Genomic DNA, 14369 nt, shown 5'->3' with positions numbered 1-14369 from the left:
TTTTGTTTAAAGTTTAAAGTTTAAAGTTTCAGATTGTAAAGACAAACCAGACTCAAAACCAAAAACAAATTACCTGATTATCATTACTTTTTTGACTTTGGTTTCCACGCCATCTTGTGCCGAAATAAAGATCATATACACTCCTGAGGCTACTTTGTATTTACCAAAAGCGGTCGTATCCCATTCGATCGTTCCGCCCTCTGATGTAGTTTCGTACACTAAATTACCTTCGATATCGGTGATCTTAATATTTGCTTTATTTAACAAACCAGCAACCTTAACAGTTCCCGTATATTCTGGTCGCACGGGATTTGGATACACATAAACTTTGCTTAAATCGTCATTTGCTGTCGTTGCAGTCCCTTTAAAAGATATTAATCCTTTGGAAGTAGCAATAAAAACTTCGCCTGTGAGATTATTAATAGCAACGTCATTAATCACATTGCTGGGTAGCGGCGAATTGTTTATAGTAAAATGATACTTGGTTTCCTGACCGTTTGGTGAGACTAAAAACAAACCAGAATCGGCAGTGCCAATCCACTTATTATTAGCTCCATCAACAGCAATATCAGTAATAAACTGTTCGAATAATAATTCTTGAGCTAAATTATCCTCTAAAATAATGATAGGATTCGCTTTCATTTGGTCTTCCGTTTGAAAATTTCCTATGTTGGGCAAAACCCGCAAACCTTTGGTTGTGCCTATCCACAATTGATTTCTGGTATCTATTGCAACGGTACTTACATTTGAAGAAGGTAAATTTCCCGTATCAGATCCTGCCGTTATTTTCTTAAATGTATTGGTACTTTCATTAAAACCAACCACGCCGTCGCTATTGGTTGAAAGCCATTTTGTTCCATTTTTATCAATGGCTATAGTGCCAAAATTATTATCATTTGGTGATTCTAAAATTCCATCCATAGCATAACTTTGCCATTGACCGCTGGTTTTCAAAACTTTTAATCCATTTTTTATTCGGCTGTTCGTGACCCACAAGTTTCCTGATTTGTCAAATGCAGTTCCATTTATCCTGATGTCAATATATGTAGGACCCACAAAAGTTAACGATTCTAAACCGCTGTTCGTCTGATTGTATAAAATTTTTGGGATATCGTTCTCTAATTTGAGTAATCCCGAGAAAAAAGAACTCGCATATACTTCATTTTCATTACTAGGATTCACAAGAATACGGGTCAATGATTGCGCGCCCAAAACATCTTTATAAGGAATATTCAACCAGCCATTTGCATTAAATTTACTGATTCCGTAACTATCCAACGGATACGGATTGTAATCGGCTGTATAATCTCCATATACCGCCCACAAAGAAGTGGCAGTTGCTTGAAGCGAAAATATATTGTTCCTGGTAGGACCAAGGGGTGTTATATTCTCAAAAATCCCGGCATTAGACAAGGCAGCCACAATCAATCCGTTTTCTTTTGTTCCAATAAAAACGGAATCCCCTATTATGGTGGCGCACGAGAAAAGTGGATTGCTATCCGTAATTTGATTGGAGTTTATTTGGCGCACTAATGCCATCTGATTGTTGTAAATATAAACACTGCTCCCAGTAGTAATGATCAGATAATTATCGGTTGATCTCGCGTCAACAGCGGACTGAGGAAGAACAATAAAACCCACAAAAGTATTGGATACTGAATCAAATTTATGCACAGAACCTGCTCCATTGATAGCATACAAATCAGCACCAAAAACTAGTACACTAGACCAATTCCCTGTAGCTATAGTTTCCCATTGCCTGTAGTCTATCAAATTTTTATTGGTCACCGTAGCTCTACGAATACCGCTATTTGTGGCTGCATAGATAAAACCATTGTACACTGCTGTTTGATTTACTATAATTTCGGCACCATTGTCACCAATAAAATAAGTATCCCCAAATTGCATAGTCGCCAAGTTGAATTGAACAATCCCAAAATCACAGGAAACGTAGGCGGTTCCGCCAATTTCCATGAAATGATTGATTTTCTTTATATTAGGAGGAAGCTGTTTATTGATAATATCTACAATATTCAATAGTGTTCCATCGGTCTCATTGATTGCAATTATAAGTCCATTTTCGTACCCTACCAAGGTTTTATTGCTTGCTGCGCTATAGTATAGTGCAGAAATCGTTTGTCCCGAAAGACCATCAATGGTATTGGTAGTTTTGACAACGTTTGTTGTGAGATTCTTGGAGAATAAAGCATTTTCAGAAGCTGCAAAAACTTGTGTTGTTGATGCTGACAAATCTTTGATATCTGTGTATGAAAAATAACCTTGCCAAGACAAATTTTCCTGGGCAAAACTATTTTGGGTAAAAAATATCAGCAAAAAAAATAAAACGTACTTTTTCATTATTAGCGCGACTGTTGAATTGCAAATATAAACCAAACGGAAGTCTTAGCATTTTGTTACATAAAAAAAAGCCTTTCATCTTATCCAGAATGATCTGGTTGATGAAAGGCTTTGAAAATTATTGAAGCTTTGTTTTATACCACTCCTTGAGCAAGCATAGCATCAGCAACTTTTACAAATCCAGCAACGTTAGCTCCTTTTACGTAGTTTACGTATCCTTCTGAATCGGTTCCGTATTTTTTACATTGATTGTGAATACCAACCATGATCTCTTTCAATCTACCGTCTACCTCTTCACTAGTCCAGTTCAATCGAATAGAGTTTTGAGTCATCTCTAATCCTGAAGCTGCTACACCTCCAGCATTTGCTGCTTTTCCTGGTGCAAAAAGTACTTTCGCTTTCAAGAACAACTTGATCGCTTCTAGAGTACATGGCATATTTGCCGCCTCCGTTACACACATAACGCCATTTGCAATTAAGTGTTTTGCATCCTCTTCGTTCAACTCATTTTGAGTAGCACACGGAATTGCAATATCAACTTTTACTTCCCAAACACTTTTTCCTTTATGAAAAACTGCGTTTGGATATTTTTCTAAATAGGCTTCGGCTCTGTTATCACCTCTTGCTCTCATTTCGAGCATAAAATCTATCTTATCGCCAGAAATTCCTTCTTCGTCATAAATATATCCGTCAGGACCAGAAATAGTAACTACTTTTCCGCCTAAATCATTTACTTTTAAAGCTACTCCCCAAGCCACATTTCCAAAACCAGAAATCGAAACTGTTTTTCCTTTAATTTTTTGATCGATGGTGTTTAGCATTTGCTCTGCAAAATAAACTACTCCGTAACCTGTGGCTTCTGGTCTAATTAATGATCCTCCGTAAGCCAATCCTTTACCGGTCAAAACTCCTGTAAATTCATTTCTAATTCTTTTGTATTGACCAAATAAATAGCCAATTTCTCTAGCTCCTACTCCAATATCTCCAGCAGGAACGTCTAGTTGTGGGCCAATATGTCTGCACAATTCTGTCATGAATGACTGGCAAAAACGCATTACTTCAGCATCCGATTTTCCTTGTGGATCAAAATCAGATCCTCCTTTTCCTCCACCCATTGGCAAAGTAGTCAAGCTGTTTTTGAAAACTTGTTCAAATGCTAAAAATTTAAGCACTGATAAATTTACAGTGTGATGAAAACGAATTCCACCTTTGTATGGACCAATTGCTGAATTCATTTGAATTCTAAAGCCTCTATTTACTTGAATCTCCCCTTTGTCATCTACCCATGGCACTCGAAATATGATTGAACGTTCTGGTTCAGACATTCTTAAAAGTAGATTTTTGCCGTCATATTTTTTTTGCTCTGCGATAAATGGAATAACAGTCTCTGCAAATTCCCTAACAGCTTGTATAAATTCAGGTTCATTTGGATTTTTGGCTTCAACTTGAGCCATAAAATCATTTATTTTTAATGACATAGATTATTATAATTAATTAAGAAAACGATTTCGTTATAATTCACAAAGATACATTTTATAAAATATTTGGACTCCCTTTTTAATAATTTATAGATAGAATTATCTTTTTATTAGGCATTTATAAACAATTGTATTTAGGATATCTTAATTTAAAGGAATTGACTAACACTTTCGTAAGTAAATAAGAATATGACTGCTTATTTTTAATTTCTGTTTTAAATTATTACTGTACCTGATGTTTTTTATATATTTGTGCAGATTAGAAAGATACTTCCGATGATAAAACAAACAATCCTTCTTTTATTAATCTGCTTTGGATTTTCAGCTAATTCATATGCGCAATTTGATGGATTTTCGCATGAAATAGGAATAATTGCTGGGCCAATCGCTTTTCAATCTGATTATGGTAAGCGTAATGATTTAAAGACTAACGCCGGCAATACTGGAATAGGAATAGGAATTGTTCATTTTTTAAACTTCACCTTCGATTCAGATTACAATTATACCTCAAGAACGTTCTTTAATGAACATTTTAAATTAAGATCAGAGCTATCATTCAATAAAACGGAACTACAACATTTTGGAAAATATGTAGATCCCAAGAAGACCTCGCTTGATGCGCAGCAATTACGAGCGATGTCTGGAAGTACATCCATAGCTAATTTTGGCATGCAATTAGAATATTTCCCACTAAGTATTCGTGATTTTACAGCGGTTACTGGAAGTTTTGCTCCCTTTGTAAGTATAGGAGGCCAAATAAGTTATTATGACGCCAAGGCTTCATCAACACTAGGCCCTCTGGGAACTCCTGCTACTACATTCCCAAAATATTTAACTCCGAGTGAAGGTCGACCTTTCGGATTTTCTACCGAAAAAAATACGGTCTTATCCGTTGTAACGAGTTTGGGAACTCGATATAAACTAGATGATTCTGCCGATTTATTGGCAGATTTACGATTACAGTATTTCTTCTCCAATTGGGTGGATGGATTGAATCCTAATCCCGAAATTTATAAAGAAAACAAAGCAAATGACTGGTTGGTTTGGTTTAATGTGGGATACATTCGCTACTTAGATTAATACCCCAAAAAGTATAAAAAAATAAGCCCCAAAACTATTATAATTAGCGTTGGGGCTTTTTGTATTTATTAAGCTAATGCTTGTGTCAAATCTTCTATTAAATCTGTAGCATCTTCGATTCCTACACTTAAACGAACCAAGTCATCAGTAATACCAATTTCTTTTCGTTTGTCTTCTGGAATGGAAGCGTGTGTCATCAGCGCAGGATGATTTGCCAACGACTCTACTCCGCCCAATGATTCGGCTAAAGTGAATACTTTCAGTTTTTCTAGAAAATCAACAGCGTCTTCCTTTTTGCCAGAAACAAAAGTAAACGACACCATTCCTCCAAAACCGCTCATTTGTTTTTTGGCAATTTCATGATACGGATGGCTTGGTAATCCCGGGTAGTATACTGTTTTTACTTTTGGGTGATTGTTTAAAAACTCTACCACTTTCCCTCCATTTTCGCAATGTCTTTCTACACGCAAATGCAAGGTTTTTATTCCTCTAAGCACCAAGAAACTATCCATTGGTCCCAGTGTAGCTCCAGTTGCAAATTGTTGAAAGTGTAATTGTTCTCCAAGCGCTTCGTCTTTGACAATCAAAGCCCCTGCAATAACATCAGAATGTCCTCCTAAATATTTAGTGGCCGAGTGCATTACGATATCAGCTCCTAGATCTAATGGTTTCTGCAAATAAGGTGTTGCAAAAGTATTGTCTACTGCAAAAAGAATTTTTTTCTCTTTTGTAATGGCAGCGATTTCTTGAATATCGGCCAATTTCATCAAAGGATTCGTTGGAGTTTCTACCCAAACCAATTTTGTATTTTCGTTGATTAATGACTTGAATTTCTCGATGTTATTCATATCTACAAAATGGAATTTTATTCCGGAATCTTTATAAATACGGGTAAACATTCTATAGGTTCCACCATACAAATCGTCCATAGCAATGATTTCGTCACCTGCTTTAAAAGAACGCAAAACACAATCGGTAGCGGCTAATCCAGATGAGAAAGCCAATCCACGAGTTCCGTTTTCTATACTCGCCAAAGCATTTTCAAGTGCACTTCTAGTTGGATTTGCAGCTCTACTGTACTCGTAATCCGGATTTAAAGGCTGTCCTGGACTGGTTTGTATAAATGTTGATGTTTGATATACTGGTGGCATAACCGCACCAGTACTTGGATCGTGATGCTGTCCGCCGTGAATAACCTTTGTATTGAATTTCATATCTATAAATTTATTGTTTTTTAAAGGTCATATGTAATTTGCATATTTTCATTGGTGCTTGCGACCAATTTACATTCATGCTCATTTCATATCTTTTGAATTTTAATGCTAAATAAAGTGACAAATTTACCCATTAATTTATTTTAACCAAGCCACAAGTTGATACCTTTGTATATAATTAACAATTATGAGATGAAACACCCTGTAGTTTTTGCAATATTCTTTTTTTTAATGACCAGTTGTTCGAATGAATTAAAATTTAAAGACCAATCTTTTCAAAAAACAACAACTTTACCCTGCAAAGAACATTGTCCTGAAATAACTGTAAAAATTCCTGTTGCAAAAAACGACCTTATAGTAGCTGACAGCATTAATAAAAAAGTGTTTTCGGTATTGAAAGAGATTGTTTATTTTGGCGAGAAACCATACACCTCAACAGATTACGCAGGATTGCTGGCTTCTTTTATTGATTCCTATGAGAAACTCCAAAAAGAATTTCCGAATGACACCTTTGGTTGGGAAGCTAAAATTGAAGCAAGTGTAAAATACCAATCTGAAAGTGTTTTAAATATAGAAATCAACCATTACACCTACACGGGTGGCGCTCACGGATATCAAGGATTACGTTCTTTACTTTTTGACCCAAGTACAGGAAAATCGATTCCAAATGTAGCATTGTTCCGTGACAAGAATGCTTTTATGGCTTTCGCCGAAAAAAAATTCAGAGCCAAATATAAAATCCCTGCAAACAAATCAATCAATGCAACCGGATTGATGTTTGAAGACGAAAAATTCAATCTTCCTCAAAATATTTTTTATACCGATAAAGGATTGCTGCTTTATTACAATTCATACGAAGCAGCTTCGTATGCTGATGGCCCAAAGGAATTGTTGCTGCCGTATGTGGAAGTGGAGGAATTTTTAAGGTTGAAATAAATTTATTTAAATCAAATTAATGATCCTCATTTTAAAGTTTTGAACTCTAACTACTAAAATTTTAAGTTTTACACCAAATACTTCTCGTTACTACTGTTCCTTAGCCGCGGCCGCAGTGAAAATCCTCGTGATCAAAACACTATTTTTTCTTGGCAGAAAAGAGCGACCGAAGGAAGCTCCTTTTATGACTTAGAAAAAAGGTGTTTTGATGATGAGATTGTAACGTAGGACGGGAAAAAGCTCCCAATATTCTTAGAAATAAATCCTAAAGAAACTTACAAATAATTGTCATAATACCAATGTGAAGCCCTTCGTGGAAATTACTGAAAGCCATAGCATCCTCAGCATTTTTCAAGTCATGATTCCCTGTTGAGGTGGTGTACTCGTGGTAGTTTTGAAACAATTTTGCATCGTAATCTAACTTGGTTTGCTGAATGGTGGAAAACAACAAAGCTTTGAGTTTCTCAACTTCATCTTCCGTTGCATTGTGTTCCGGCTTGGTTCCTTTTTTGTATTTTTCGACCAATTCATCAGAAACCATCATCGGCAAACCCGAAAGTTTGTAAACCAATAGTTGTTGCGACACGATAATATGACCGATATTCCAAATTAGATTATTGCTGAAACCCTCTGGAATCGTGTTGAGTTGATCAAGATTGTATCCTGATAAAAATTTTGAAACCATATTTCTGCTAGTAGTGCTGACGTCGAATAATTGATTCATTTTTTATATTTTTTTTGATAAAAATAATCATTTTCCGTGTTAAATGAATTTTCTTTGCAGAAAGAAATCGCAATTTATATGGATATAATATACTACCTCGCTTCCTGCGATACCTGCAGAAAAATTATAAAATCATTACCTAAAGAACATGATTTTAAATTTCACGACATCAAACAAGATCCAATTACTGTTGCCGAATTAGAAAAAATGCGCAAGCTTTCAGGAAGTTATGAAGCACTTTTCAGTAAAAAAGCACAGTTGTATAAATCAATGGATTTGAAGAATAAATCGTTAACCGAAGATGATTACAAAAAATACATTTTGGAACATTACACGTTTTTGAGTCGGCCCGTTTTTATTATTAAGGACAAAATTTACATTGGCAACACCCAACAAAATATGTTGCAGGTAATGAAAGCGCTGGTTTAATGTCTAAAAGAAATCTCGCCCTTATTGGCGCTACACTAGTTTCCATAATTTACGGTGTCACTTTTACCATCGCCAAAGATGTGATGCCGGCTTACATTGATGCCTACGGTTTTATCCTGTTGCGGGTGGGCGGTTCGGTGCTTTTGTTTTGGCTGGTTTGGCTTTTTATGCCAAAAGAGAAAATTGCACTAACTGATTTTCCCCGAATTATTGCTGCCGCTTTCTTTGGTGTGGCGTTTAACATGCTGACTTTTTTTAAAGGATTAAGCCTGACCTCTCCTATTAGTGCTGCAGTAATCATGGTTTCGACACCAATGATTGTTTTGACACTTTCGGCAATTATTATGAAAGATCGCATGCAAAAACCAAAAGTTTTTGGAATCGTTCTGGGACTCATTGGAACTGCTTTTCTAATATTGTACGGAAAATCTATTGGGAATGCAACCCATGCAGGACTCGGGAATTTTCTGGTATTGGTCAACGCCATTTCCTATGGATTTTACCTGATTATCGTCAAGAAATTAATGGATAAGTACAATGCTTTTACATTTGTAAAATGGATTTATTTGTTCGGTTTTATTATGGTTTTGCCTTTTGGCTGGAGCCAATTTCAAGCTGTTAATTGGGCTTTGGTTCCAATGGATATTTGCTGGAAAATAGGATTTGTGGTGGTTTTTTCGACTTTCCTGACCTATTTACTGAATTTGCTCTCGATGAAAGAATTAAAACCCACCACAGTTGCCGTTTTTATTTATTTACAACCGCTATTTGCTACTATTTTCGCAATTAGTTTAGGAAAAGACGAATTGAGTTTGGTGAAAATTGGTTCGGCAGTTTTGATATTTGGTGGGGTGTATTTGGTATCCTCCCCAAGCCCCTCCAAAGGAGGGGAATAGAAAACAATCCAATTCCTCCTTCGGGAGCTAGGGGAATTTTTTTCCTTATATTTGCACTTTCTTAAAAAATTATATGATACAATCAATGACGGGTTTTGGTAAAGCGACTTTGCAATTATCAACCAAAAAAATTACAGTAGAAGTGAAATCTTTAAACAGTAAAGGTTTAGATTTGAATGTGAGAATGCCTTCGCTGTACCGCGAAATGGAATTGGGTTTACGCAACCAAATTGCACTAAAACTGGAAAGAGGAAAAGTAGATTTTTCTATTTTTATCGAAAGTACCGCGGAACAAACTTCTACGAAAGTAAATGTACCAATTGTAAAAGCATATATCAATCAGTTAAGAGAAGTTTATGCTGATGCTGATGAAACTGAACTAATGAAAATGGCGGTTCGCATGCCGGATACCATGAAAATAGAACGCGACGAAATCGATGAAAACGACTGGGTACAAATCCAAACCGTTATCGAAGACGCGTTGCAGAACATCTTGAACTTTAGAAAAGATGAAGGAATGTCTCTTGAAAAAGAATTTCAATTGCGAATTGGCAATATTCGTCAATACATGACCGAAGCTTTGGCACTTGATCCAGAACGCGTTCAAGCAATAAAAGACCGTTTGCAAACGGCAATCTCAGAATTGAAAGTGAATGTAGATGAAAATCGTTTTGAGCAAGAATTGATTTATTATTTAGAGAAATTAGACATCACCGAAGAAAAAGTACGTTTGACAAATCACCTGGATTATTTCCTGGAAACCATCAACGGAACGGAAGCTAACGGTAGAAAATTAGGTTTTATTACCCAGGAAATGGGACGTGAAATCAATACGATGGGTTCTAAATCCAATCACGCACAAATGCAAAAATTAGTCGTTCAGATGAAAGACGAATTGGAAAAAATAAAGGAGCAGGTGTTGAACGTGCTCTAGATAATTTAAGATGCAATACATTCAAGAAATAAAGCAAATATTGATCACAGCCCGACAACAATCGTATCGGGCAATTAATCTTGCAATGATTGAAGCGTATTGGAAAATTGGTCAAAAAATTGTTGTTCAAGAGCAAAATGGCAAAGAAAAAGCCAATTATGGTGAAGCAGTATTAAAAGAATTGTCAAAGAATTTATCCGCAGAATTCGGAAAAGGATTTTCTTCTGCTAATCTTCGCAATTTTCGACAGTTTTACTTGACTTATCCTCACGAACAAATTTGCTACACAGTGTGTAGCAAATTAAGCTGGAGTCATAATAGACTAATAATGCGAATTGACAACCTAGAGGCTAGACAATTCTATCTTACTGAAGCCTCCCAAGAAAATTGGAGTGTCAGAACTTTAGAACGAAATATCAAAACATTCTACTACAATCGCTTATTATCCTCTAAAACAATTTCAAATAGTGAGGTAAACGAAACCAAAGTCAACATTAAAGACTTCATCAAAGACCCTTATGTATTCGAATTTTTAGATATTCCTGAACCTAAAAGCCATTCCGAACAAGAAGTAGAAAGTATTTTGATACAGAATTTTCAGGTTTTCTTAATGGAACTTGGTAAAGGATTTTCATTTGTAGGAAGACAATACCGTATAAGCAGTGAAACTGAACATTATTATATTGATTTAGTTTTTTATAATTATATCCTAAAATGTTTTGTTTTATTTGATTTAAAAATCGGAAAACTCAATCATCAGGATATTGGACAAATGGATATGTATCGTCGTATGTTTGATGATTTAAAAAAACCAGAGGGTGATTTACCAACCATTGGTATAATTCTTTGTACCGAAAAAAGCGAAACAGTTGTTAAATATTCTATTATTAATGATTCACCGCATCTTTTTGCTACAAAATATCTACCGTATTTACCTAGCGAAAAAGAATTGATAGAAGAAATTGAACGAGAAAAAATAAAATTGAAATTATTAGGTCACTAATTCACACACCTAAACAAATTCATCATACAAATGAAAAAAGGAAAATTAATCGTATTCTCTGCACCGTCAGGTTCAGGAAAAACTACTATAGTTAGGCATTTATTAAAACAAGAAGACTTGAATTTAGAGTTTTCCATATCAGCAGCTACGCGCGAGGCTCGTGGTGAAGAAATAAGTGGCAAGGATTACTATTTTATGTCGCTAAAAGACTTTAAAACACACATTAAAAACGAGGATTTTGTAGAATGGGAAGAAGTCTACAGAGACAACTTTTATGGAACCTTAAAAAGCGAAGTAGAACGCATTTGGGCACTCGGTAAAAACGTAATTTTTGATATTGATGTAGCCGGCGGATTGCGTATCAAACATAAATTTCCCGAAGAAACTCTTGCTGTTTTTGTAAAACCACCAAGCGTGGATGAACTCAAAAGAAGATTAAAGGAACGCTCCACTGAAAGTGACGATAAAATCAACATGCGTATTGCTAAAGCATCTGTAGAACTTGCAACAGCGCCACAATTTGATGTGATTATCAAGAACTATGATTTGCCAGTTGCTCTTGAAGAAGCCTATCAATTGGTGAAGGATTTTGTTTCTGAGTAGTTTTTAGTCCTAAGTACTTAGTCATTAGTCCTAAGTCATCAGTAATTAGTTTTTAGTAAATTGTAGCCTGCAAAAAAACAACGATTATATCATTTATTTATGAGTGGAGTTAAATCATATAAAGAATTACTTATTTGGCAAAAAGGAATTAAAATTGTGGTTTTGGTTTATAAGCTTACAAAGGATTTTCCAAAAGACGAAATATACGCTCTTACTAGCCAGTTAAAAAGAGCAAGTGTATCAGTTCCTTCAAATATTGCAGAAGGTTTCGGACGTCAAACAGACAAGTCATTCAATCATTTTTTAAATATTGCTAGAGGTTCCTTAAACGAAATAGAAACCCAACTAATCATCGCTAGAGAATTAGGATTTATTACCGATGACAACTTGATTACTGAAATTATGTCTTTAATTGAAGAAGAAAGTAAAATGATTAATGCTTTTGCAAAAAACTTAAAGTAATTTGCACCATATAAACACTTTACCCCCTTTTAAAAACATTAAGGACTATACACTAAGAACTAAAAACTAAGGACTAAGGACTATGAACTAAGGACTAAAAACAAAAAAACTAAGGACTAGAAAAATGAAAATCGGACTTTATTTCGGAACATTTAATCCCATTCATGTTGGGCATCTTATCATTGCCAATCACATGGCAGAGCATTCTGATTTAGATCAGGTTTGGATGGTAGTTACGCCACACAATCCTTTGAAGAAAAAAAGCACACTACTTGATGATTATCACCGTTTGCAAATGGTCCATCTAGCTACTGAGGATTTCCCAAAAATCAAGCCTTCGGATATTGAATTCAAACTAGCACAGCCAAATTATACGGTAAATACACTCGCTCATTTAGAAGACAAATATCCTAATTACGAATTCTCTTTAATCATGGGAGAAGATAATTTGAAATCGTTACACAAATGGAAAAACTACGCAGTAATCCTGAAGCGTCATGACATTTATGTGTATCCACGAATCTCATCCGAAGAAGAAAATTTGGAATTTAAAAATCATCCAAAAATCCATCTGATTGATGCTCCTGTTGTAGAGATTTCAGCAACTTTTATCCGTGACAACATCAAAAAAGGCAAAAACATTCAACCGCTGTTGCCTGCAAAAGTTTGGGAGTACATTGATCATAATAATTTTTATAAGAAATAAAATCAAAAAAAGCCTAAATGAAAATTTACATTTAGGCTTTTTGTTTTACAAATTTGGTTGCAACAAACTGTTCTTTACTTGACTCCGAATCTCAGATAAACTTAAGTCAATTAAAAGTTTTCCATCTCTAAAAACTTCTTTCAATTCCCCTTTTTGTTCTTCTTCCCAAGAAACCTCATCCGTTAAAGTATATTGACCCTCAACCAATTCTATTTTCATTAAACCTTTAGCTGATTTTTTGGTACCATCATCCGTAATCGGGTCTTTAAAAATAGCTCTTCCTTCTCTGTTTACTTCTCCATAAGTTGCTTTCATTGCAAAACCAAAAGTATCTCTTGTATTGTATTGATAGGTAAATGAACCAATTCCAAGAACCACATTAGTAGAAGCAAACCCTTTAGCTTTTAATCGTTCACAGATGGCCGTGGCTCTAGTTACGGTAATACTGTCTCCATAAATAGCTCCTATTTGAGGAACTAATTCTTTAAATCCTTTTGCATTTACAGTACCTCCAAAAACATCCCAAAGCAGTTCGATTACTCCTTTCTTTTCTTGTTCGGTTTTGCCATTTGGATTACCGCAAATAATGTCAACTGGATCTCCACTGTCTGGACGCACCACTACTTTTCCTTCTCTTGAAAGAATTTCATCTTTCAATCGAGGTAAATAATCTGTTAATACTTTCCATAAATCCCAAGTGTCTGAAACAATAGAAACAATTCCTTTTGGATAGACCTCACAAATTAATCTTTTGAACGTTTCATATTCTCCTTCGGTAGTACCCATACACATTACGGAATGCTCAGTTGCGGCAACAGAACCAGCTATTAATTCGGTATCAGAATTGGCCTTGTAATATTCTTCAAAAAAATCAATAGCAGGAATGGTATCCGAGCCCGTAAAACTCAATAAATGTCCTGCTGCAGATGTTACCGCTGCTTCGATACCTCCCATTCCTCGCATAGAGAAATCGTGACCTTGCCAATCGACAAACTCCGGCATTGAAGATGTTTCTTCGGCATATTTGTCTAAAACAATACGATATTGCTTTGCTATTGTAGCCGAATTACAAGGCAACCAAATTACCGCAGAAAGCAATGTTTCAAAATAATTGGTTAACCAGAAAAACTCAGGAATCGTATTGTACATTGTGAACATAGGTATGCGAATAGGCACGCTGGCTCCTTCTGGCAAGGCTTTGAAAACCAACGGGATATATCCCAAATCGTGCAAATCTTCAATATGTTTGGTACCGACTTGGTTTTCGCCCAAATAATTGTTGATTCTGCGGGCATATTTTTTTACCACTTCTTCTTTTGGCTGTTTGAAAAAATGCAAATCAAAATCTTGAATGATGTACTTTTTTAGGAAATATTGCAATCCAAAAAACACAACTTCATCAATTCCTTCTACTCTAGATTTCCTTGGAGTCCAGTTAGAATATACTAATGTCGTTCCGTCAGGATATTGTCTTTTATGGTCAACTTTGTAACCGTCTGTTAATAATAATGGGTTCATGTTACTATTTTTTTAATTATTGCTGAAA

The 14369-nt window shown here is 35.4% G+C and carries 14 protein-coding genes; 9 read left to right on the top strand and 5 right to left on the bottom strand.

The window, feature by feature from the left end:
• Positions 1–69: 69 nt before the first annotated feature.
• Both porZ and gdhA read right to left on the bottom strand, forming a co-directional pair.
• Positions 70–2358 carry a type IX secretion system anionic LPS delivery protein PorZ gene (gene porZ / locus ACNQGO_RS07070; protein ID WP_417984810.1) on the bottom strand — a complete coding sequence of 763 codons (2289 nt, stop codon included), beginning with the start codon at positions 2356–2358 and terminating at the stop codon, positions 70–72.
• 134 nt (positions 2359–2492) lie between these two features.
• Positions 2493–3836, bottom strand: coding sequence for an NADP-specific glutamate dehydrogenase (gene gdhA, locus ACNQGO_RS07065; RefSeq protein ID WP_309756852.1), 1344 nt, complete (start codon positions 3834–3836; stop codon positions 2493–2495).
• A 276-nt stretch (positions 3837–4112) separates the two neighbouring features.
• On the opposite strand from gdhA, the gene ACNQGO_RS07060 reads away from it, so the two are divergent.
• Positions 4113–4916: a THC0290_0291 family protein gene (locus tag ACNQGO_RS07060; RefSeq protein ID WP_417984809.1), complete on the top strand. Its 804-nt coding sequence runs from the start codon at positions 4113–4115 to the stop codon at positions 4914–4916.
• Positions 4917–4984: 68 nt separating this feature from the next.
• Here ACNQGO_RS07060 and ACNQGO_RS07055 read toward each other — a convergent pair whose 3' ends face one another.
• Positions 4985–6130 carry a cystathionine gamma-synthase gene (locus tag ACNQGO_RS07055; RefSeq protein WP_417975841.1) on the bottom strand — a complete coding sequence of 382 codons (1146 nt, stop codon included), beginning with the start codon at positions 6128–6130 and terminating at the stop codon, positions 4985–4987.
• 192 nt (positions 6131–6322) lie between these two features.
• Between ACNQGO_RS07055 and ACNQGO_RS07050 the strand changes: the two genes are divergently transcribed.
• A complete protein-coding gene (locus ACNQGO_RS07050) occupies positions 6323–7066 on the top strand; it encodes a DUF3298 and DUF4163 domain-containing protein (RefSeq protein ID WP_417984808.1) in 744 nt (247 codons plus the stop codon).
• A 265-nt stretch (positions 7067–7331) separates the two neighbouring features.
• Here the strand turns inward: ACNQGO_RS07050 and ACNQGO_RS07045 are convergent, their stop codons facing one another.
• Positions 7332–7790 carry a DinB family protein gene (locus ACNQGO_RS07045; RefSeq protein WP_417984807.1) on the bottom strand — a complete coding sequence of 153 codons (459 nt, stop codon included), beginning with the start codon at positions 7788–7790 and terminating at the stop codon, positions 7332–7334.
• 78 nt (positions 7791–7868) lie between these two features.
• On the opposite strand from ACNQGO_RS07045, the gene ACNQGO_RS07040 reads away from it, so the two are divergent.
• From ACNQGO_RS07040 to nadD, 7 genes are all read left to right on the top strand, one after another.
• The gene (locus ACNQGO_RS07040; RefSeq protein WP_417984806.1) at positions 7869–8219 is read left to right on the top strand and encodes an arsenate reductase family protein; all 351 of its coding nucleotides are present in this window, start codon (positions 7869–7871) and stop codon (positions 8217–8219) included.
• Positions 8219–9115, top strand: a complete 897-nt coding sequence (locus tag ACNQGO_RS07035; protein WP_417984805.1) for a DMT family transporter — start codon at positions 8219–8221, stop codon at positions 9113–9115. The genes ACNQGO_RS07040 and ACNQGO_RS07035 overlap by 1 nt, the downstream gene beginning before the upstream one ends.
• Before the next feature lie 73 nt (positions 9116–9188).
• Positions 9189–10049 carry a YicC/YloC family endoribonuclease gene (locus ACNQGO_RS07030; protein WP_417984804.1) on the top strand — a complete coding sequence of 287 codons (861 nt, stop codon included), beginning with the start codon at positions 9189–9191 and terminating at the stop codon, positions 10047–10049.
• Between the two features lie 10 nt (positions 10050–10059).
• Complete coding sequence (locus tag ACNQGO_RS07025) at positions 10060–11052, top strand: PDDEXK nuclease domain-containing protein (protein ID WP_417984803.1); 993 nt, start codon at positions 10060–10062, stop codon at positions 11050–11052.
• Between the two features lie 30 nt (positions 11053–11082).
• Positions 11083–11655: a guanylate kinase gene (gene gmk / locus ACNQGO_RS07020; protein ID WP_417948156.1), complete on the top strand. Its 573-nt coding sequence runs from the start codon at positions 11083–11085 to the stop codon at positions 11653–11655.
• A gap of 99 nt (positions 11656–11754) precedes the next feature.
• The gene (locus ACNQGO_RS07015) at positions 11755–12117 is read left to right on the top strand and encodes a four helix bundle protein (protein WP_417948155.1); all 363 of its coding nucleotides are present in this window, start codon (positions 11755–11757) and stop codon (positions 12115–12117) included.
• Positions 12118–12241: 124 nt separating this feature from the next.
• Positions 12242–12823: a nicotinate (nicotinamide) nucleotide adenylyltransferase gene (gene nadD, locus ACNQGO_RS07010; RefSeq protein WP_417984802.1), complete on the top strand. Its 582-nt coding sequence runs from the start codon at positions 12242–12244 to the stop codon at positions 12821–12823.
• A gap of 45 nt (positions 12824–12868) precedes the next feature.
• Here the strand turns inward: nadD and ACNQGO_RS07005 are convergent, their stop codons facing one another.
• Positions 12869–14341 (bottom strand): nicotinate phosphoribosyltransferase, encoded by a 1473-nt coding sequence (locus tag ACNQGO_RS07005; RefSeq protein ID WP_417984801.1) that lies wholly within the window; start codon positions 14339–14341, stop codon positions 12869–12871.
• Between the last annotated feature and the right edge of the window lie 28 nt (positions 14342–14369).

The sequence above is a fragment of the Flavobacterium frigidum genome, from assembly GCF_048286735.1.
GTDB lineage: Bacteria > Bacteroidota > Bacteroidia > Flavobacteriales > Flavobacteriaceae > Flavobacterium.
Note: the sequence above shows the minus strand (reverse complement) of the source record. Positions and strands in the feature narration are given on the sequence as shown.

What these genes read in the sequence shown, in the direction of transcription:
- gdhA (WP_309756852.1), bottom strand. Translation starts at nt 3,836, where the DNA reads ATGTCATTAAAAATAAATGATTTTATGGCTCAAGTTGAAGCCAAAAAT.
- ACNQGO_RS07040 (WP_417984806.1), top strand. Translation starts at nt 7,869, where the DNA reads ATGGATATAATATACTACCTCGCTTCCTGCGATACCTGCAGAAAAATT.
- ACNQGO_RS07025 (WP_417984803.1), top strand. Translation starts at nt 10,060, where the DNA reads ATGCAATACATTCAAGAAATAAAGCAAATATTGATCACAGCCCGACAA.
- ACNQGO_RS07005 (WP_417984801.1), bottom strand. Translation starts at nt 14,341, where the DNA reads ATGAACCCATTATTATTAACAGACGGTTACAAAGTTGACCATAAAAGA.
- gmk (WP_417948156.1), top strand. Translation starts at nt 11,083, where the DNA reads ATGAAAAAAGGAAAATTAATCGTATTCTCTGCACCGTCAGGTTCAGGA.
- ACNQGO_RS07015 (WP_417948155.1), top strand. Translation starts at nt 11,755, where the DNA reads ATGAGTGGAGTTAAATCATATAAAGAATTACTTATTTGGCAAAAAGGA.
- ACNQGO_RS07030 (WP_417984804.1), top strand. Translation starts at nt 9,189, where the DNA reads ATGATACAATCAATGACGGGTTTTGGTAAAGCGACTTTGCAATTATCA.
- porZ (WP_417984810.1), bottom strand. Translation starts at nt 2,358, where the DNA reads ATGAAAAAGTACGTTTTATTTTTTTTGCTGATATTTTTTACCCAAAAT.
- ACNQGO_RS07045 (WP_417984807.1), bottom strand. Translation starts at nt 7,790, where the DNA reads ATGAATCAATTATTCGACGTCAGCACTACTAGCAGAAATATGGTTTCA.
- ACNQGO_RS07060 (WP_417984809.1), top strand. Translation starts at nt 4,113, where the DNA reads ATGATAAAACAAACAATCCTTCTTTTATTAATCTGCTTTGGATTTTCA.
- ACNQGO_RS07050 (WP_417984808.1), top strand. Translation starts at nt 6,323, where the DNA reads ATGAAACACCCTGTAGTTTTTGCAATATTCTTTTTTTTAATGACCAGT.
- ACNQGO_RS07055 (WP_417975841.1), bottom strand. Translation starts at nt 6,130, where the DNA reads ATGAAATTCAATACAAAGGTTATTCACGGCGGACAGCATCACGATCCA.
- ACNQGO_RS07035 (WP_417984805.1), top strand. Translation starts at nt 8,219, where the DNA reads ATGTCTAAAAGAAATCTCGCCCTTATTGGCGCTACACTAGTTTCCATA.
- nadD (WP_417984802.1), top strand. Translation starts at nt 12,242, where the DNA reads ATGAAAATCGGACTTTATTTCGGAACATTTAATCCCATTCATGTTGGG.